This window comes from Actinophytocola glycyrrhizae (genome assembly GCF_042653545.1).
Taxonomy (GTDB): domain Bacteria; phylum Actinomycetota; class Actinomycetes; order Mycobacteriales; family Pseudonocardiaceae; genus Actinophytocola; species Actinophytocola glycyrrhizae.
In genome coordinates this window covers 354853-371899 of sequence record NZ_JBHSIS010000020.1, presented here as the reverse complement: position 1 = coordinate 371899, position 17047 = coordinate 354853, and the positions used below count along the sequence as shown (strand labels likewise).

20 protein-coding genes are annotated in these 17047 nt (G+C 72.2%); 7 read left to right on the top strand and 13 right to left on the bottom strand.

The genetic code is table 11. The features are described from left to right. Positions 1-1677: a DEAD/DEAH box helicase gene (locus ACFPCV_RS30010; protein WP_378059757.1), complete on the bottom strand. Its 1677-nt coding sequence runs from the start codon at positions 1675-1677 to the stop codon at positions 1-3. Between the two features lie 97 nt (positions 1678-1774). On the opposite strand from ACFPCV_RS30010, the gene ACFPCV_RS30005 reads away from it, so the two are divergent. Continuing rightward, a complete protein-coding gene (locus ACFPCV_RS30005) occupies positions 1775-2725 on the top strand; it encodes a hypothetical protein (protein ID WP_378059755.1) in 951 nt (316 codons plus the stop codon). A 60-nt stretch (positions 2726-2785) separates the two neighbouring features. Here ACFPCV_RS30005 and ACFPCV_RS30000 read toward each other — a convergent pair whose 3' ends face one another. Together ACFPCV_RS30000 and ACFPCV_RS29995 are read right to left on the bottom strand one after the other, a co-directional pair. Further along, the gene (locus tag ACFPCV_RS30000) at positions 2786-3085 is read right to left on the bottom strand and encodes a DUF1540 domain-containing protein (protein WP_378059754.1); all 300 of its coding nucleotides are present in this window, start codon (positions 3083-3085) and stop codon (positions 2786-2788) included. 141 nt (positions 3086-3226) lie between these two features. Next, the gene (locus tag ACFPCV_RS29995; protein WP_378059752.1) at positions 3227-3964 is read right to left on the bottom strand and encodes an enoyl-CoA hydratase-related protein; all 738 of its coding nucleotides are present in this window, start codon (positions 3962-3964) and stop codon (positions 3227-3229) included. Between the two features lie 46 nt (positions 3965-4010). On the opposite strand from ACFPCV_RS29995, the gene ACFPCV_RS29990 reads away from it, so the two are divergent. The 3 genes from ACFPCV_RS29990 to ACFPCV_RS29980 all read left to right on the top strand — a co-directional run bounded on the left by ACFPCV_RS29990 (position 4011) and on the right by ACFPCV_RS29980 (position 5670). Beyond that, positions 4011-4187 (top strand): hypothetical protein, encoded by a 177-nt coding sequence (locus ACFPCV_RS29990; protein WP_378059750.1) that lies wholly within the window; start codon positions 4011-4013, stop codon positions 4185-4187. Positions 4188-4190: 3 nt separating this feature from the next. Next, positions 4191-5264, top strand: coding sequence for an ABC transporter substrate-binding protein (locus ACFPCV_RS29985; RefSeq protein WP_378059748.1), 1074 nt, complete (start codon positions 4191-4193; stop codon positions 5262-5264). A gap of 127 nt (positions 5265-5391) precedes the next feature. Beyond that, positions 5392-5670 (top strand): hypothetical protein, encoded by a 279-nt coding sequence (locus ACFPCV_RS29980; protein ID WP_378059746.1) that lies wholly within the window; start codon positions 5392-5394, stop codon positions 5668-5670. A 96-nt stretch (positions 5671-5766) separates the two neighbouring features. On the opposite strand, the gene ACFPCV_RS29975 is transcribed toward ACFPCV_RS29980, so the two are convergent. The 3 genes from ACFPCV_RS29975 to ACFPCV_RS29965 are packed head-to-tail and all read right to left on the bottom strand — an operon-like array spanning position 5767 to position 9597. After that, positions 5767-6411, bottom strand: a complete 645-nt coding sequence (locus ACFPCV_RS29975) for an acetoacetate decarboxylase family protein (protein ID WP_378059744.1) — start codon at positions 6409-6411, stop codon at positions 5767-5769. Continuing rightward, complete coding sequence (locus ACFPCV_RS29970; protein ID WP_378059742.1) at positions 6408-8114, bottom strand: GMC oxidoreductase; 1707 nt, start codon at positions 8112-8114, stop codon at positions 6408-6410. Before ACFPCV_RS29970 ends, ACFPCV_RS29975 begins: the two co-directional genes overlap by 4 nt. Before the next feature lies 1 nt (position 8115). Then, positions 8116-9597, bottom strand: coding sequence for a flavin-containing monooxygenase (locus tag ACFPCV_RS29965; RefSeq protein WP_378059741.1), 1482 nt, complete (start codon positions 9595-9597; stop codon positions 8116-8118). Between the two features lie 70 nt (positions 9598-9667). Between ACFPCV_RS29965 and ACFPCV_RS29960 the strand changes: the two genes are divergently transcribed. Further along, entirely contained in the window at positions 9668-10723 is a 1056-nt protein-coding gene (locus tag ACFPCV_RS29960; RefSeq protein ID WP_378059740.1) for an AraC family transcriptional regulator, read from the top strand. Here the strand turns inward: ACFPCV_RS29960 and ACFPCV_RS29955 are convergent. Continuing rightward, positions 10712-11848: an NAD(P) transhydrogenase subunit alpha gene (locus ACFPCV_RS29955; RefSeq protein ID WP_378059739.1), complete on the bottom strand. Its 1137-nt coding sequence runs from the start codon at positions 11846-11848 to the stop codon at positions 10712-10714. The two genes, ACFPCV_RS29960 and ACFPCV_RS29955, sit on opposite strands and share 12 nt — an antisense overlap. A 278-nt stretch (positions 11849-12126) precedes the next feature. On the opposite strand from ACFPCV_RS29955, the gene ACFPCV_RS29950 reads away from it, so the two are divergent. Next, on the top strand, positions 12127-12504 hold the full coding sequence (locus tag ACFPCV_RS29950) for a hypothetical protein (protein ID WP_378059737.1): 378 nt from the start codon (positions 12127-12129) through the stop codon (positions 12502-12504). Between the two features lie 168 nt (positions 12505-12672). Here the strand turns inward: ACFPCV_RS29950 and ACFPCV_RS29945 are convergent, their stop codons facing one another. Genes ACFPCV_RS29945 through ACFPCV_RS29935 form a run of 3 tightly spaced genes read right to left on the bottom strand, consistent with a single transcriptional unit; the run spans position 12673 to position 14994 of the window. Next, positions 12673-12927, bottom strand: a complete 255-nt coding sequence (locus ACFPCV_RS29945; RefSeq protein WP_378059735.1) for a hypothetical protein — start codon at positions 12925-12927, stop codon at positions 12673-12675. Then, positions 12924-14288 carry a HAMP domain-containing sensor histidine kinase gene (locus tag ACFPCV_RS29940; RefSeq protein ID WP_378059734.1) on the bottom strand — a complete coding sequence of 455 codons (1365 nt, stop codon included), beginning with the start codon at positions 14286-14288 and terminating at the stop codon, positions 12924-12926. The genes ACFPCV_RS29945 and ACFPCV_RS29940 overlap by 4 nt, the downstream gene beginning before the upstream one ends. A 13-nt stretch (positions 14289-14301) precedes the next feature. Then, positions 14302-14994 (bottom strand): response regulator, encoded by a 693-nt coding sequence (locus tag ACFPCV_RS29935; RefSeq protein WP_378059732.1) that lies wholly within the window; start codon positions 14992-14994, stop codon positions 14302-14304. On the opposite strand from ACFPCV_RS29935, the gene ACFPCV_RS29930 reads away from it, so the two are divergent. Then, complete coding sequence (locus tag ACFPCV_RS29930; protein WP_378059731.1) at positions 14993-15490, top strand: ATP-binding protein; 498 nt, start codon at positions 14993-14995, stop codon at positions 15488-15490. The two genes, ACFPCV_RS29935 and ACFPCV_RS29930, sit on opposite strands and share 2 nt — an antisense overlap. On the opposite strand, the gene ACFPCV_RS29925 is transcribed toward ACFPCV_RS29930, so the two are convergent. From ACFPCV_RS29925 to ACFPCV_RS29915, 3 genes are read right to left on the bottom strand one after another with little or no spacing between them, the layout of a single operon-like run. Beyond that, positions 15482-16036 (bottom strand): hypothetical protein, encoded by a 555-nt coding sequence (locus ACFPCV_RS29925; RefSeq protein ID WP_378059730.1) that lies wholly within the window; start codon positions 16034-16036, stop codon positions 15482-15484. The two genes, ACFPCV_RS29930 and ACFPCV_RS29925, sit on opposite strands and share 9 nt — an antisense overlap. Further along, entirely contained in the window at positions 16033-16404 is a 372-nt protein-coding gene (locus tag ACFPCV_RS29920) for an ATP-binding protein (RefSeq protein ID WP_378059729.1), read from the bottom strand. The genes ACFPCV_RS29925 and ACFPCV_RS29920 overlap by 4 nt, the downstream gene beginning before the upstream one ends. Next, entirely contained in the window at positions 16401-17024 is a 624-nt protein-coding gene (locus ACFPCV_RS29915; RefSeq protein ID WP_378059727.1) for a winged helix-turn-helix transcriptional regulator, read from the bottom strand. Before ACFPCV_RS29915 ends, ACFPCV_RS29920 begins: the two co-directional genes overlap by 4 nt. Positions 17025-17047 lie beyond the last annotated feature (23 nt).

Genomic DNA, 17047 nt, shown 5'->3' with positions numbered 1-17047 from the left:
CTAGCGCTGGGACCGCTCCCTGCGCACGGTGGCCCGCCGCCCCTTGATCGTGCTGGCACGCAGCGCCGCGATCACCTCGTCCGCGGCCGATTCGGGCACCTCGACGAGGGAGAACCGGTCGGCGATCTCGATCGTCCCGATGTCGCGGCCCTTGAGCCGGGACTCCCCCGCGATCGCGCCGACCAGGTCCTGCGGCCGCACACCGGCCGCCCGGCCCGCGCCGACGAACAGCCGCGCCATGCCCCGGCCACCGCCGCCACCGCCGCCACGCCGCCGGTCCCGGCCGGCGTCCCGGCCACCCTCGCGGCCGCCTTCGCGCGGGGTGTACGGCGTGACCTCGGGGATCTCCTCCTCGTCCGCGGCGGCGCCGCTCGCCTCGTGCGCCATCTTGACGGCGGCGAGCGCCACCTCCACGATGTCGAACTCCTCGGCGAGCTGCTCGATCACCGGGCGGAACCGGTCCAGGTCGTCCTCGAGGAGGCTTTCCCGCAGCCCGGCCCTGGTCAGCTCCAGCCGCTGCGCGCGGAGGTCGGCGACGCTGGGCAGCTTCTCGACGGCGATCCGCTGCCCGGTCACCCGCTGGATGCTCTTCAGCATCCGGTGCTCCCTCGGCTCGGCGAGGGTGATCGCCACGCCTTCGCGACCTGCCCGGCCGACCCGGCCGATGCGGTGCACGTAGGTGTCGGGCGCGCTCGGCACGTCGTAGTTGACGACGTGGCTGAGCTGCTCGATGTCGAGTCCCCTTGCGGCCACGTCGGTCGCCACCACCAGGTCGGCGGTCCCGGCGCGGAGCCTGCTCACCACCCGGTCGCGCTGCCCCTGGTCGATGCCGCCGTGAAGCGCCTCCGCGCGGTAGCCGCGCCCGTTGAGGGTCTCGGCGAGCTGGTCGACCGACTCCCTGGTCCGGCAGAACACCACGGCGGCGCTCGGCGCGTGCACGTCGAGCACCCGGCCGAGCGCGGCGGACTTGTGCCCGCGCGGCACGACGTAGGCGACCTGCCGGATCAGCGCCGTGTCGTCTCCGGCCGTCGCCGCCCTGCCCAGCTCGACGCGGACCGGTTCACGCAGGTGCCGCTTGATCATCCCGTTGACGCGCGGCGGCATCGTCGCCGAGAAGAGCAGGATCTGCCGCTCCTCCGGGACGTCGCCGAGGATCGACTCGATGTCCTCCGCGAAGCCCATGTCGAGCATCTCGTCGGCCTCGTCGAGCACCACCATCTCGAGGTCGCTCATCGCGAGCGTGCCTCTCGCGATGTGATCCAGCGCACGACCGGGCGTCGCGACGACCACGTCCACGCCACGGTCCAGCTCACGCAGCTGCCGGACGATCGGCTGCCCGCCGTACACCGGCAGGACCCTCGCGCGGAGCTCGCGCCCGTAGCGGTGCATCGCCTCGCAGACCTGGACCGCGAGCTCGCGGGTCGGCACCAGCACGAGCGCCGCCGGCGCTCCGGACGTGCGCGGCAGCCCAAGCCGGTGCAGCACGGGCAGCGCGAACGCCGCCGTCTTGCCGGTGCCGGTCGCGGCCTGCCCGACCAGGTCCCGGCCTGCCAGCACCTGCGGGATCGCCGCGCTCTGGATCGGTGTCGGCTCCTCGTAGCCGAGGCCGGACAGCGCGCGCACCAACTCCGGTCGCAGCGCCAGCTCGGCGAAACCCGCCGCGTTCGCGGTCGTCATGAAATCTCCTCTGCTCAAGAACACAGAGCGTAACTCCCGGGAACGAAACGGCCGTCTCCGCAGTCGAACGCGGCAACGACGAGGCAGGAGGCCCCTGGTGACCTACCCACAGCAGCCCTACGGCGGGCAGGATCCTTATGCCGGCTACGGCGGATATGGCGCACCGCCGCCACCCCCGCCGCGGAAGAAGAACACGGCCGCCATCGTGGCCGTGGTCGCGGCGGTCGTGGTCGTGCTGGCCGGGCTCGGCATCACCGGGTTCGTCGCACCGGGGTTCTTCCTGAGCGACGACGACACCCCGACCGGCGGGAGCCCGACCACGACGCAGCCGACCACCTCGTCCGCCGAACCCGGCACCGACGGCGCCGAGGAGGTCCTGTCCGCGGTGGCCGACGGGCTGGACACCCAGGACAAGGACGCGCTGTCCGACGTCGCGTGCACGGACGCGGCGTCCGTGGTGGAGGAGGCCATCGACGACGCGGACAACGTCACCGGGGCCGAGCTGGTGGACACCGAGGAGATCGCCGACGACGAGGTCATGGGCACCCTCGAGGTCTCAGTCGACGACCGGACCGGCGAGTTCGCGGTGACGGTCACCGAGGTCGACGGCGAGTGGTGCTGGCAGGACATCGAGTTGGTCGAAGGCCCCGAGACGAGCGAGCCGACGAAGCCGACGACCAAGCCCTCCGGTCCGGGTGGTGGCGGCGGTGAGCCCACCGCGGGCGGCAAGCCGGTGCCCGCGGACGCGCTCGCGGCGATGCAGTCCTTCCTGGACGCCGTCAACGCCGGCGACGCGGCCGCCGCGAAGGGCACCCTCTGCGGGGACGCCATCAGCACCCCGGCGGACGTGGACGAGCTGGTCGGCTACGACCCGGACCTGGCGATCGACCCTGCGATGGACGGGATCTCCTCGGGCGACAAGTCCGTGCAGCTCTACCTGCACGGCACGGCCAAGGGCCAGGAACTCGAGGGCTACTCCACGAACCTGTGGGTCACGAGCTACGACGGCCCGTGGTGCGTGCACGCGTTCCGCGCGGTCGTCATCTGATCCGAGGACGGCACCGCGCGGAGCCGGTTGGCCGGCTCCGCGCGGTGTGCTGGTCCGCCGCTAGCGGACGCTGTAGGTGAGGCAGTTCGCGGCGTGGTCGCCCTCGCCGGGGCCGACGCGGACCGCGGACGCCGTGCATTCCAGGTTCTGGTTGTGCACGCAGTCGGCTCGCGTGCACGCGCCGACCTGGGACGCGATCGCCGGCAGGCCGCCCTTGGCGGTCAGCGGGATGAACGTGCCGCAGTCGGCCGCTCCGTTCGAGCCGCTCACGGTGATCGCGAACGCGTGGCATCCGTGGTCGTTGTACGAACAGGCGGTGACCGTGCACTCGCTGACGGCTGGCATTTCCGTGGTGGTCATGTTCTTTCTCCTCCGGCGACAGTTCGGCGTGGAAAACATTGCCACCGCCGATATGACTCCGCAACCGGAAGGGTTAGGCCATCCTTACCTTAGCTACCTGCGGGAACAGCTTTTTCGAAATCGTTCCCGGAATTGTCAGGTTCAATTTCGCAGACCCGCGATCGCAGCCCTGACAACGGGTTTGGCCGCCGCCGACGCCTGCGCCCACGCCTCGAAATCCAGCACCGCGTCGAATGCGCCTGCCGCCGCGATCGCGACGGTCCGTTTGACGTCCGCGACCAGACCCGGATCCAGGGCCGCGTACCGCTTCGCGGTGGCCAACGCGACGTCGAGCGGGTCGGTCACGACGTCGAGCACGAGCCCGGCGGACCTGGCCTCCTCCGCGTCGAGCGTGGCGCCGTCCAGTAGCACCGCCAGCGCGCGCTGCGGGCCGAGCGCCTCGACCAGGAAGTGCGTGCACCCGCCGCCGGGGTGCAGCCCGAGCCGGGTGAACGTGATGCCGAACCGTGCGCGCGGGCCCGCGATCCGCAGGTCGCAGCACAACGCCAGGTTGGCGCCCGCACCGACGGCCGGGCCGTGCACGGCCGCGATCGTGGGGATCGGGAGGCGGCGGACTCGCAGGAAGCTGTCGTAGGTGGCGCGCAGCCGGTCCCGCAGCTCGTGCACGGGGACGCCGGGCTCGCCGAACGTCGCCGCGAGGTCGGCACCGGCGCAGAACGCCGTGCCGGTGCCGGTCACCACCAGTGCCCGCGCGCCGTCGTCGGCGGCGACCGCGTCGACGGCGGCGCACAGGTCCGCCTGCAGGGCCGGGGAGATCGCGTTGCGGTGGTCCGGGTCGTCGAGCCGTGCGCACCTACATCGCCGACTGGGCCGAGTCACTCGACCTGCTCAGCGGCCGACCCGACGGCGGCAGATCGTCGGCATCATGTCCGGCGCCCTGCTCATCGCCTTCGTGTTCCTGTTGCCCGGCGGCGTGATCGACGGGCTCGGGCGGCTGCGCCGCCGGGTCGTCGAGTTCGTCCCCCGGCCCCCACGCGACTGGGAGCGGTTCCGGTTCGCCGCGCCCTCCCGGACCGACCAACCGGCAGTGAGAGAGAGCTGAACCATGACCCGATCCACCTGGCAACGGTGCCTGGCGATCCTGGCGGTCACCGCCGCCACGTCCGCGCTGGTGGCGTGCTCGCACGAGGAGGCCAGGCAGGCCGCCGACGAGCAGAAGTGCGGCCCGTCGACCTCGAAACCCACACCGTCCGGCACCGCGCCGGAGGGTACGGTGCCCGAACCCGGCCCGGACGCGAAGAACTGGGGCCGGTCCGATGACTGTGTCTACACCGGACCCGGTGACTTCACCCTCGACCTGAGCGACTGCCCGAGCAGTTTCGACAACAACGCGGGCATCACCGACGAGGAGATCCGGCTGTTCACCAGCATGCCGCACTCCGGTGCGCTGGCCGCGTACGGCGCGATCAGCGAGGGCATCAAGACCTACTTCGACTACGTCAACGACAACGGCGGGGTGCAGGGCCGCAAGGTCACCATCGACGTCAAGGACGACCAGTACCAGCCGGACCAGACCCGCAGGAACGTCGAAGAGGCCGTCCAGTCCGGTGAGTACGCGGCCAGCTTCGCCGTCCTCGGTTCGCCGAACAACCTGAACCTGAGGGACTACACGAACAAGAACTGTGTCGGCCAGTTCATGGTCGCCGCGTCCGACAACGAGTTCGGCGACCCGACAAACTACCCGTGGACCACCGGATTCGGTCTCGACTACTACAACGAGAGCGGCATCTGGGCTTCCTGGATCAAGGAACGCTTCCCGCAGGGCGCGAAGGTCGCGACGATCTCGATCGGCAACGCGCTCGGCCAGGCCTACATCAACGGGTTCAAGCGGGCCGTCGCGCAGACCGACGGCATCGAGATCGTCGACGAGCAGACCAACGACGTGACCGCGCCGAACGTCGACAACGAGGTGACGAGCGCGGCCGCGTCCAAGGCGGACGTCGTGGTCGTCGCGGAGGCGGGCACGTTCTGCACGCAGACGATCGGCGCGATCGAGAAGAGCTCGTGGGACCCGGTAGTGGTCGCCGCCCAGCCGTGCGCGCAGATCCAGACGACCTACGCGCCGCTGGGCAAGCAGGGCCTCACCGGCAACGGCACCAACGTGGTCCGCTACTACTAAGCGCCGACCGACCCGGACAACACCAACGCCGAGTTCGCGAAGCTGTACACCGACACGGTGACCGCGGCCGGGCTGGACGCGAACAACGCGCCAGATCGCGAACGGCTGGTTCTGGGCGTGGTACGTCGTGCAGGCCCTGCAGGACGCCTCGGTGATGAAGGGCGGGCTGACCCGCGCGAACATCAACGTCGCGGCCCACTCCTACTCGTCGACCTACCCGCTGATGATCGAGGGCGTCGAGGGCGAGGTCAGCGGCGTCGAGGACGCATACCCGTTCGAGGCGGGCGGCATGTACACCTACACCGGCGCCACGCCGAGCACGACCGGTCACTTCGAGCCCGCCGGGCCGCTGATCGACAACGGCGGCAAGCTCGGCAACTGGGAGAAGGCCAAGGCAGGCAAGTAACCCACGCGGACGCTCGCACGCCGGCACGGGCCGTGGCGACACGGTCCGTGCCAGCCGCGCACCGGTCCGCGGCGTTCGCCCGCGAAGCCGCGGCGGTCATCGGCGGCGGGGACCGAAACGCAGTCCGAAGTCCACCGCCGCGACCGTGACGAACGGGCGGTACGGGCGCAGCCAGGCCAGTGGGCCCGCGACGCGCCACACCCCTTTCGCCGGGTGGACGCGGCCGGTGGCCCGCAACGGGGTGCGGGCGAGCGCGGCGTCGAGCGTCTGCCAGATCGTGGCGGGCAACGGGAACGGCAGCCGCAGCGACGCACTGCGGGGTGTCACCCTGGCCTCCGCCACCAGTTCACCGGCCACGCGGGCGACACCGTGGAACGACGGCACGTGCGTGATCTCGAAGTCCGCCATGTCCTTCGGGATGCCCCACAGCTCCCGGCCGCCCGCCCTGGACGCGGCGCTGTCGACCCAGATGTCGGTGATGGACAGCCCGATCGTCGCGCCCTTCCTGACCAGCGGCGCGGCAAGGAACTCGTGGTAGGGCAGCAGACCACCCGGCTGGTAGTCCACGAACCCGGTCGCGACGACCGACCTGCCGAACAGCGACACCGGCGACACCCCGGCGGGCAGCGCGGGAAGGGCCCGCGTCGGCACCAGCCACAGCGACACGTAGCCGAGCCCCCGCAGGTCCCAGGGCTCCGGCGGGTAGGCGACCTCGTTCTCCGGTTGCTGGGGCGCGTTCATCGGACACCTTCCATCGGGATGATCGGCAGGCGCAGCGCGGCGGGTGCCGACTCCGGCACCACCGGGTTCCCCGGCCGCACCGGGGTCAACCGTTCGTAGGGAGCGCCGAGCGGCGGTCGCCGGTCGGGCTCGCCCTTGTCGGGCCACAAGGACATCGCGCGCTCGGCCTGCGCGGTGATGGTCAGCGCGGGGTTGACGCCGAGGTTCGCCGAGATCGTCGAGCCGTCCACGACGTGCAGGCCGTCGTGGCCGAACAGGCGGTGGTACGGGTCGACCACCCCGGTGTCCGGCGTCGCGCCGATGGGGCAGCCGCCGATGAAGTGCCCGGTGAGCGGGATGTTCGCGAGGTCGGTCCACGCGCCGCCGGGGATGCCGTCGATCTTGTCCGCGACCCGGCGGGTCACGTCGTGCCCCGCGGGGATCCACACCGGGTTCGGCTCGCCCGCCCCCTGCCGGGTGGTCATCCGTCTGCGGCCGAACAGACCGCGCCGCGTGTAGGTGGTGAGCGAATTGTCAAGGCTCTGCATGACGAGCAGCGCGAACGTGCGTTGCGACCAGCGCCTCGGCACGAGCAGCCTGCCGAGGTCCCCTCGGCGGCGCACCATCTCGCGCAGCCCGAGCACCCAGCGGCGGCGGCCGGTCTCCGGGTCGACGAGCACGGTCATCAGCAGGCCCATGAGGTTGCTGCCCCGCCCGTACCGCACCGGCTCGACGTGGGTGGCGGGGTCGGGGTGCATGGACGAGGTGATGGCCACGCCCGTCGAGTAGTCCACGTCGTCGGTGCGGGCCTTGGCCGCGAGCACCGCCTCGGAGTTGGTACGGGCGAGCGTGCCGAGCCGGGCCGAGACACCGGGCAGGCTGCCCCGGTCCCGCAGCCGGTGCAGAAGTCGTTGTGTGCCAAGCGACGCGGCCGCGAACACGACCTGTGCCGCGGTGAACGTGCGCGCACGGGTGCGGATCCTCGCGCCTGTGCGTCGCGTGTGGACGGAGTAGCCGCCACCGGGCAGGGGCCGCACGTCGGTGGCGGTGGTCAGCGCGTGCACCTGCGCGCCCGCCCGCTCCGCCAGGTAGAGGTAGTTCTTCACGAGCGTGTTCTTCGCGCCCTGCCGGCAGCCCGTCATGCACGAGCCGCAGTGCGTGCACCCGGTCCGCTCCGGACCGAGGCCGCCGAAGAACGGGTCGGCCGCCCGCTCCCCAGGCCCGGTCCCGAAGTACACCCCGACGTCGGCGGGATGGAATGTCCCGCCGACACCGAGGTCCCCCGCGACCGCGCAGAGCACGCGGTCCGCCGGGGTGGTCATGGGGTAGGTGGTCACCCCGAGCATCCGCCTGGCCTGGTCGTAGTGGGGTGCCAGCTCGGCACGCCAGTCGGTGATGTCCGCCCACTGCGGGTCGCGGTAGAACTCCTCCGGCGGCTCGTACAGCGTGTTCGCGTACACCAGCGAACCGCCGCCGACCCCGGCGCCGGTCAGCACCATGACGTCCCGCAGCAGGGTGATCCGCTGGATCCCGTAGCAGCCGAGCGCGGGTGCGAACAGGTAGTCCCGCACCCGCCAGCTGGTCTTCGCGAACTCGTCGTCCGCGAAGCGCCTGCCCGCCTCCAGCACCCCGACGCGGTAGCCCTTCTCGGTCAGGCGGAGCGCGGTGACGCTGCCGCCGAACCCGGAACCGATCACCAGGACGTCGTAGTCGTGGTCGGGCATGTCACGCTCCCTGTCGCAGCCGGACCCCGACGACCGCGTAGTCGGCGAGGTCCACCCGTGCCGTGCGCCTGCGGTACTCGCGGACCAGGCCGGGCCAGTTGGTGGTGATGCGGCCGTTCTCCTCGCGGTACCAGCTCTCGCACCCGGCCCAGACGCTGCGGCCGAGCCGGTCGCGCATCTCGGTGTCGAACCGGTCGGCCGCGGCCCGCCGCACGTCCACATAGGACCCCGGGTTGGCGGCGAGCAGCCCGGCGAGATCGCGGATGTAGCCGAACTGGGCCTCCATCATCGCGATGATCGAGTTGCCGCCGAGGTTGGTGTTGGGGCCGTACACGAGGAACATGTTCGGGAAGCCGGGCACGGTGACCCCGAGGTGGGCGCGGGCACCGCCGGCCCACTCGTCGTTCAGGTCGCGGCCACCGAGCCCGCGCACGGTCATCGGGGCGAGGAAGTCGGTCGCGGTGAAGCCGGTGCCGTAGACGAGCACGTCGGCCTCGTGCACGCGGCCGTCCTCGGTGCGCACGCCGTCGTGGGTGATCGCGGTGATCCGGTCGGTGACCACGTCGACGTTCGGCTCGGTCAGTGCCGGGTACCAGTCGTTGGAGAAGAGGAGCCGCTTGCACCCGATGCGGTAGTCGGGCATGAGCCGGGCGCGCAGCTCCGCGTCGGGGACCTGGACGCGCAGGTGCAGGCGGAAGATCAGGTCGACCAGCCTGCCGAGCGGCAGCCACGCGGTGAGCGCGGCGGTGAGCAGCTCGCCGATGCCGGACGTGGCGTGCCTGCCCAGCTGCTGGGTGGCGGGGAACGCGGTGAACAACCGGTGGTGCCACGGCCGGTAGGCGCGGTCGGGTTTGGGCACGACGTAGGGCGCGGACCGCTGGAACACGGTGAGGTGCGCGGCACGCGGCTGGACGCGGGGCACGAACTGGACCGCGCTCGCGCCGGTGCCGATCACCGCGACCCGCTTGCCGGTGAGGTCGACGTCGTGGTCCCACCTGGCGGAGTGGAAGGCCGGGCCGGTGAACGTGTCCGCGCCGGGGATCTCGGGCACGACCGGGCGCGACAACTGGCCAACGGCCGGGATCAGCACGTCCGCGGCGACGGTCCCGCCACCCGCGAGGTCCACGCGCCACCGGCCGGTGCACTCGTCGAACGACGCGCCGGTCACCTCGGCGCCGAAGCGCACGCGGTCGAGCACACCTTCGGACGCCGCGGTCCTTCGCAGGTAGGCGAGGATGTCGGACTGCCAGGAGTAGCGGCGCGGCCAGGCCCGGTTGGGCGCGAAGGAGTAGGAGTACAGCGAGGACGGCACGTCGCACGCGGCGCCGGGGTAGGTGTTGTCCCGCCACACGCCACCGATGCCGTCGGCCTTCTCGAGGATCGTGACGTCGGTGTACCCGGCCCGCGCCAGCACGCTGGCGACGCCGATGCCGCCGAAACCCGCGCCGATGACGACGACGGACGGTGTCGATGTGCCTGCCACCACACCGACGCTAGGGACCGGGCGTGCCCCGGCCAAGACAACAGCGGCCAGGCGATCCATAATTTCGGCCATGACGGGTTTCGTCGAGGCCGCGGTCCGGCACTGGGACTTCCCGCGAGGCGGGGCGGGCACGAGCCTGCTGGTGCGGTTCGGCACCGAGCACGGCATCGCCGACCACGACCTGCTGGCAGGCACCGGCCTGACCGCGGACCTGCTGGCCGACCCGTCGCTCGAGGTGACGGCCCGGCAGGAGCTGGAAGTGGTCCGCAACCTCGCCACCGCCCTGCCCGACGCCGGGGTGGCGGCGGGCCGCCAGTACCACGCGACCACGTTCGGGATCCTCGGGTTCGCGTTCCTCTCCAGCCCGACCATGCGCGACGCGGTGACGGTCGCCCTGCGCTACTACGACCTCAGCTTCGCGTTCAGCCTCCCGGACGTGAGCGTTGGCGACGGGCAGGTGCGGCTCGTGCTCGACGACCGGCTCCTCCCCCGGGATGTGGCCCGGTTCCTCGTCGAACGCGACCTCGCCGCGATCCACACGGTGATCGACGAGTTGCTGCCGGGCGCGGTCCCGCTGACCGGGCTCGAGTTCCGCTTCCAGGAGCCCGGGTCCTGCGGGCAGTACGAGCGCACCTTCGGGCTGCGGCCGCGGTTCGGGTGCCCCGCGAACGTGGCGACGTTCGACGCGGCCTTCCTGGACGAGCCGCGGCCGCTGGCGAACGCGCACACGGTCGCGATGTGCGAGACGCAGTGCCGCGAGCTGGTGGCCCGCCGCCGCGCCCGCAGCGGCACCGCGCACGAGGTCCGCGAGCTGCTGACCCGGCTCGGCGCGCTCGGTACACCGATGCCCTCGGTCGCGCGCGAGCTGAACCTGAGCACCCGCACGCTGCGCCGCCGCCTCGAGGAGGAGGGCACGAGCTTCCGTGCGCTCCTCGACGAGGTGCGGGAGGCGCTCGCCGAGGAACTGCTCGCCACGGGCGCGGTCCCGGTCGAGGACGTCGCGGTCCGCCTCGGGTACGCGGAGGCGTCGAGCTTCATCCACGCGTTCAAGCGGTGGAAGGGCATCACACCGGTCGCGTACGCGCGGCAGCGGACCGGCACCCGCCGGGGCCGATCAGTCCACTGAGGACACCTGGGCGGCGAGCAGTGCGCGGGTGGGCTCGTGCCGGACCTCGCCCGCATGGGTCACGCAGCACCCGGCGACGATCTCGTCGTCGAAGTCGGGTGCGATCTCGTCGCCGGATCGCAGGTGCAGCAACAGGTTCACGACGTTGGTGCTGTACAGCTGGCTCGCCTGCCCCGGCACCTGGCTCGGCACGTTCGCGCCGCCCCAGACCAGCACGCCGTCGACGGTGACCTCCTCGCCGGGTTTCGCCCCTTCGACGTTGCCGCCCGACTCGGCCGCCAGGTCCACCACCACCGAGCCGGGGCGCATCGCGGCGACCATCTCCGCGGTCACCAGGACCGGCGCGGTGCGTCCCGGCACCGCCGCGGTCGTGATCAGCACGTCCGCGTCGGCGACGTGCGGCGCGAGCAGCTCGCGCTGGCGCCGTGAGCGTTCCTCGGTCATCTCGCGCGCGTACCCGCCGGCACCCTCCAGCGTCGGCAGCTCCAGTTCGACGAACTCGGCGCCGAGGCTGCGCACCTCCTCCGCGGAGGCGGCCCGCACGTCGTAGGCCCGCACGACCGCGCCGAGCCGCCGCGACGTGGCGATGGCCTGCAGCCCCGCGACACCCGCGCCGAGCACGAGCACGGTCGCGGGCCGGATCGTGCCGGACGCCGTCATCGACAGCGGGAGGAACCTCGGCAGCTTCTCGGCGGCGACCACCGCGGCCCGGTACCCGGCGACGAAAGACTGTGAGGACAACGCATCCATCGCCTGTGCACGAGATGTGCGCGGCACCAGCTCCATCGCCAGCGCGGTGTGGCCGCCGTCGCGCAGCGCGCGGACCAGGTCGAGCTCCTGGGCGACGGGGAGGAAGGAGATGGTGATCGCGCCGGGGGCGAGCTCGCCGATCCGGTGCTCCGGGATCGGCTGCACCGACAGCACCACTCCGGCGCCGTGCAACGCGTCGGCCGCGACCGTGGCACCGGCCTGCCGGTAGTCCTCGTCGGAGAAGCCGGCGGCGGCACCCGCACCGGACTCGACCGCGACCTCGGCAACCACGTCGGCAAGCCGCGAGACCAGTCCGGGCACCAGCGCCACCCTGCGCTCACCCGGCCTCGTCTCGCCAACCACGGCGATCTTCACGAACCGCACCATAGACCATTGATTTCACCGAATGCGACACCAAAGCGGTTCACTCGTCAACCAATCTGTAAAGGCAATAGACACGCATTGCTCCGAAAGAGTGAATCTTGCGATTGTCTGTCTTTTCACTCTTCCACCGTTCGGGGGACCCACCTCCCACTGGTCGCCGATAACGTGTGGCGTCCACCAAATATCGGTCCGGCGTGACAGGCCTCGACCACGGAGAGGAACAGATGCGGCCTGTGAACTCGACATCGCGGAGATTCCGGTCCCGCTCGATGTCCATGGTCACCGTCATCACCGCGGTCACCCTCGCGACCGCGGCCTGTTCTGGCAGCTCGACGACGGGCGACGACGGGGGCGACGCGACGGGGACACCGACGCAGAACGGCGCGATCTCCACCGGCGCGGCACGCCCCGACACGGAACTCGTGCGCATTACCGGCGAGATCGAACACGGCACACAGCCCGGCTGCATGGTGCTGGACGCCGATTTCACGAAGTACGTCCTGCTGGGCGGCGACCCGGCGGGTCTCGAAGCCTTCGCGGAAGACGACACGGAGGTCACCGTCACCGGTCAGGCGCACACCCCGACGCCGACCGAATGCACCGACGGCATCCCGCTGGCGATCCAGGAGATCGTGCCCGCGACGTGACGGGCGCGGCGCCACACCCGGCCACCGCGCCACAGCAGGGCCCGGCAAGTCCGCGACGAGTGAATGACGGACCCGGTCCCACGAACGTGCGACCCGCTGGTGCCCTGAACGACGCTTTCGGGACGTCGAGCGTCCCGAAAGCGTCGTTCAGGGCACTGGTATGGGGGCTTACCGCATCGGTGTCGGCGTCTGCTCGCTGCTCGACCCGGTCCCCGGCGCCGTGCTGGACACCGAGGTCTGCGCGCTGCTGCTCGTCGTCGGGCTCGTCGGGCGTGTCGGGCTCGGCTCGGTGTCGAAACTGGGGGTCGCGGGCAGCGGCTGCTGCGTGCTCTCCTCGATGATCTGTGGTTCGTCCTCGGAACCGACGCCGCATGCCGGCACGGCCAGCACGCAGGCGACGACCACGGCCAGACACCGTCTCATTCGGCAACCTCCGGCAGCTCGACGACGAACCGCGCCCCACCGCCGGGACGTTCCTCCACCCACGCGTTCCCGTCGTGGCCGCGCACGTGCTGCGCGACCAGTGCCAGTCCGAGCCCGGCGCCGCTGTCCGACGCGTCGCGGTCGGCGGGCGAGCCGCGGGAGAACCGCTCGAAGACGTGCTCCCGTTCGGCGGCCGGCACGCCAGGTCCCGCGTCGTCGACCTCGATCCTGGCCCGCCCGTCCTGGCTGCGGATGCCAAGGCGCACCAGCCCTTTCCCGTGCCGGGCCGCGTTGTCGAGCAGGTTGACCACCACCCGCTCCAGCCTGCGCCGGTCCCCCACGATCCAGGGGTGCGTGCCGACGTCGAGGAGCCCGGCCGCCTGCGGGGCGTGGTGGGCGGTCACGGCGAGGACCAGCTCGGCGAGGTCGACCAGCTCGAACGTGGACCGGTCCTGGTCATAGCGGGAGATCTCCAGCAGGTCGTCGACCATCCGCCGGAAGCGGCGCAGGTCGGTGTCGAGCAGCTCGACGGCCTGCCGGGATCCCGGCGGCAGCTCGGCGCGCCGCCTGTACAGGACGGCCATCGCGTTCAGCATGGTGGTCAGCGGCGAGCGCAGCTCGTGGCTCACGTCGCCGGCGAACCGGGCGTCCCGCGCGACCCGCTGCTGCAGTCGTTCCGCGGTGTCGTTGAACGCCTCGGCCAGCGGGGCGAGGTCCGGATCGCTGTTCTCGGGCAGCCGCACCCCGAGGTCACCGCGCGCGGCCTCGGCCGCGGCGGCGGTCACCCGTCGCAGCGGGCGCAGCGCGTGGGTGGCCGCCCACCGGCCCAGCAGCGCACCGGCGAGCGCGCTCGCCACCGTGCCCGCGACGAGCAGCCAGCTCAGGAAGCGGAAGGTGCGGTCCAGCTCCCGCATCGGCGACACCTCGAAGTAGGTCGCGGACAGCCCCTGCATGGGCAACCCGACCGCGAGCACCGGCACCCCGTCGAGCACGGTGCGCTGGTGCGCGGCCTGCCCCTCCCGCACGATGTCGAGGAACCCGGCGGGCAACCTGCGCGGGTCCACGCGGTTGCCGCCGGAGATCCAGTCGCCCCCGTCGACGAGGAGGACCGCGGACTCGACCTCGGCGCTCAGCCCGGTCATCAGCTCGGAGAGCCCGTCCGGGTCGCGGCGCAGCTGTGACTCCACCAGCCGCGCGTTGCCGCTGGCCTGGGCGATCGCACTGCGCTCACGCTGCCCGAGCATGTACCCGGTGGACAGGTGCCATGTCGCGACGGCGAGCGCGCCGGCCACCACGAGCGACACGAGGCTGAACCACGCCATCACCCTGGCACGCAAGGGAAGGCGGCCGGCGAGGTTCATCGGTGTCCCCCGTTCACGGTGTGCCAGCGCGGTAGCCGACGCCCCGGACGGTGACCACGTGCGTCGGCCGCCCGGGATCCGGCTCGATCTTGCGGCGCAGCCTGCGGACGTGCACGTCCAGCAGCCGCGTGTCCCCGAAGTACCCGTACTCCCACACCCGCTCCAGCAGCTGTTCCCGCGTCACCACGGCGCCACCGGCCAGCACCAGCGCGCACAGCAGCCGGAACTCGGTCTTGGTGAGCGGCACCTCCTCGCCGTCGCGCAGCACCCGGCCCTCGGTGACCCGCACGCTGAGGTCACCGAGGTCAGCCACCGCGGGCACGTCCGGGTCGCCTGCCCTGGACCGGCGCAGCAGTGCCCGGATCCTGGCGCTCAGCTCACCGGCGTCGACCGGTTTCGTCACATAGTCGTCGGCCCCGGCCTCGAGCCCGGCGATCACCTCGTTCGGCCCGGTGAGCGCGGTCACCATGATGATCGGCAGGTCGCCGCGTTCCCGGATCCGGGCGCACACCGTGAGCCCGTCCATGCCGGGCAGCATCAGGTCGAGCAGCACGACGTCGGGTTCCGGCCCGTCCTGCGCGAGCCGGGCGAGCGCGTCCTCGCCGGTCGCGGCCTCGATCACCCGGAAGCCCTCGTCGGCCATCGCCAGGTGCAGCGCCTCCCGGATCCGCGCGTCGTCCTCGACGAGCAACAAGGTGGTCGTCATGTTGAATCGTCAGCCGTTCGTCAGGTTTCGCTGGCTCGGGCGCGGCGAGGATGTCGAGGTGACCGACACCGCACCCGGCGTGGTGGGACGCCTGCCGACGGAGATCCGCCTCGCCACGGTCGACCCCGGTTTCCGCGCCGCGCTGTCCACATGGTTGCGCGCGCCGCTCGATGGTTGCACACCGGGCGTGATCCGGGAGGCCGCGTTCGTGCTCGGCGAACTGGTCGCCAACGCCTTCGACCACGCGGCGCCGCCGTACCGGGTGCGAGTCGCGGACCGCTCCGCCGGCCACATCATCCGGCTGGCCGTCACCGACAGCTCTCCCGGCCGGGCGGACGCGTGGCCGCTTGGCAGGGGGTTGCGCCTGGTGCGCGGCATGTGCCCGCGGTGGGGTGTCGAGCAGGCCCGGGACGCCGGTGGCGCGGTGGCGGGCAAGACGGTCTGGGCTCTGCTGCCCGTGCTCGTGCCACCGCGCGGCGCCGCGCACTCACGCTGAGTGTTCCCCGTCCCGCGCGGCGAGCAGGGTGTGTGCGAGCGCGGCCAGTTCGACCGACGGCGGGCAGCTCAGCAGCACCAGGTCGCGCAGCGCGGTGCGGATGTCCACGCGGTCGCGCAGCCGGGCGGCGCGGTCGCGGGTGGTGATGCCGATGGTCGCACCGCGGGCGACCACGTCCAGGACGCCGAGCACCCTGGCCGAGGGCAGCAGGACCCGCATACCGAACCGGACCGGCGCCGTGCCCCGCACGGTCAGGCCGAGCAGTGCGTTGCCCTCGTCGAGGATCGACCACGCCGCGTCCGCCGCGACGACCGTCATCTCGTCGTCGCCCCGTGGCCGGTCCAGCAGGCCGAACAGGGGCCGGGCGCTGCCCACCTCCTGGTCGGCGGGCTCGGTCACGACCATCGCGAACACCGGCCACAGCCCGGCCTCCTCGACCGTGGGGGGATGGCCGGCCACGCCGCGCGGCCACAGCAGCAGCACCTCGATCGCCACGGCCGTGGGCCAGGCGCCGTACGCCGGGCTCCGGTCGTGCTCGGTGGTCACAGCGCGACCTCCGCCCACACCGTCTTGGCGCGGGTACGCCGCTCCACACCCCAGCCCCGCGACAGCCCGTCGACCAGCGCCAGCCCGCTGCCGGTCCGCCACGAGCCGCCGCTGTGCGGCGCGCAGTCCTCCACGAAGACCCGCAGTGCCCGCCTGGTGTGGTCCAGCGCCACCCGCAGCACGTACGGCGGCCGCGCGTGCAGGCGCGCGTTGGCGAGCAGTTCCTCGACCACGAGCGTGGACCGCAGCCGGGGGACGGCGGGCACCTCGGCCAGCGTCTCCTGGATCCAGACCTGGACCTCGTCCGGCGTCGGTACGCCGGGGGTCGGGATGATCAGCGTGGACTGGTCGGCGAACGGAAGGGTCACGCTGTCTCCCTGCTCGCGTACCGGCTCACCCCGACGCAGGCGAGCACCGCGCGGACCGCGTCCGGCGCGCCGGTGAACACGACGGTGTGGTCCCTGGCCGCACGCAGCCAGCTTTGCCGTCCCAGCCAGGCGCCTGCGAGGCCGCTCAGCGTGCACGCGAGCCGCACGTCGGCCTGTCTGGCGGGCTTTCCTGGGTGGACGGTGGCGCCGGACGGGGACAGCGCGAGCCACCACTGGCTCGTGCCGGGCGCGTCGGTGACCGAGACGGCCACCGTCAGCCTGCGTGCCGGGAACCGGTCCGGTGGTATCTGTGCGCAGATGTCGCGCAGGAGCACGTCGGCGTCGAGGTCGCGCAGACCCGGTGGGGCCAGCCAGCGCTGGCCCCACCGGCCGAGCTGGTCGACGATCGGCCGCAGGCCCCGCCCGGCCTCGGTCAGCCGGTACCGCTTCTCCCGCGAGTTGTTCGGCACCTCGACGACCAGTCCGTGTGCGGTGAGCGTGCGCAGCCGGGTCGTCAGCAGGCTCGCCGTCATCCTGGGCACGCCACGCGCGATGTCCGCACGACGTTCTGCGCCGCGCAGCATCTCGCGGAGCACCAGCAGCGTCCACGGCTCGGTCACCACCTCCGCGGCGCGCGCGACCG

What these genes read in the sequence shown, in the direction of transcription:
- ACFPCV_RS29950 (WP_378059737.1), top strand. Translation starts at nt 12,127, where the DNA reads ATGTCCATGGTCACCGTCATCACCGCGGTCACCCTCGCGACCGCGGCC.
- ACFPCV_RS29975 (WP_378059744.1), bottom strand. Translation starts at nt 6,411, where the DNA reads ATGAACGCGCCCCAGCAACCGGAGAACGAGGTCGCCTACCCGCCGGAG.
- ACFPCV_RS29990 (WP_378059750.1), top strand. Translation starts at nt 4,011, where the DNA reads ATGTCCGGCGCCCTGCTCATCGCCTTCGTGTTCCTGTTGCCCGGCGGC.
- ACFPCV_RS29970 (WP_378059742.1), bottom strand. Translation starts at nt 8,114, where the DNA reads ATGCCCGACCACGACTACGACGTCCTGGTGATCGGTTCCGGGTTCGGC.
- ACFPCV_RS29945 (WP_378059735.1), bottom strand. Translation starts at nt 12,927, where the DNA reads ATGAGACGGTGTCTGGCCGTGGTCGTCGCCTGCGTGCTGGCCGTGCCG.
- ACFPCV_RS29930 (WP_378059731.1), top strand. Translation starts at nt 14,993, where the DNA reads ATGTTGAATCGTCAGCCGTTCGTCAGGTTTCGCTGGCTCGGGCGCGGC.
- ACFPCV_RS29940 (WP_378059734.1), bottom strand. Translation starts at nt 14,288, where the DNA reads ATGAACCTCGCCGGCCGCCTTCCCTTGCGTGCCAGGGTGATGGCGTGG.
- ACFPCV_RS29960 (WP_378059740.1), top strand. Translation starts at nt 9,668, where the DNA reads ATGACGGGTTTCGTCGAGGCCGCGGTCCGGCACTGGGACTTCCCGCGA.
- ACFPCV_RS30000 (WP_378059754.1), bottom strand. Translation starts at nt 3,085, where the DNA reads ATGACCACCACGGAAATGCCAGCCGTCAGCGAGTGCACGGTCACCGCC.
- ACFPCV_RS29985 (WP_378059748.1), top strand. Translation starts at nt 4,191, where the DNA reads ATGACCCGATCCACCTGGCAACGGTGCCTGGCGATCCTGGCGGTCACC.
- ACFPCV_RS30010 (WP_378059757.1), bottom strand. Translation starts at nt 1,677, where the DNA reads ATGACGACCGCGAACGCGGCGGGTTTCGCCGAGCTGGCGCTGCGACCG.
- ACFPCV_RS29935 (WP_378059732.1), bottom strand. Translation starts at nt 14,994, where the DNA reads ATGACGACCACCTTGTTGCTCGTCGAGGACGACGCGCGGATCCGGGAG.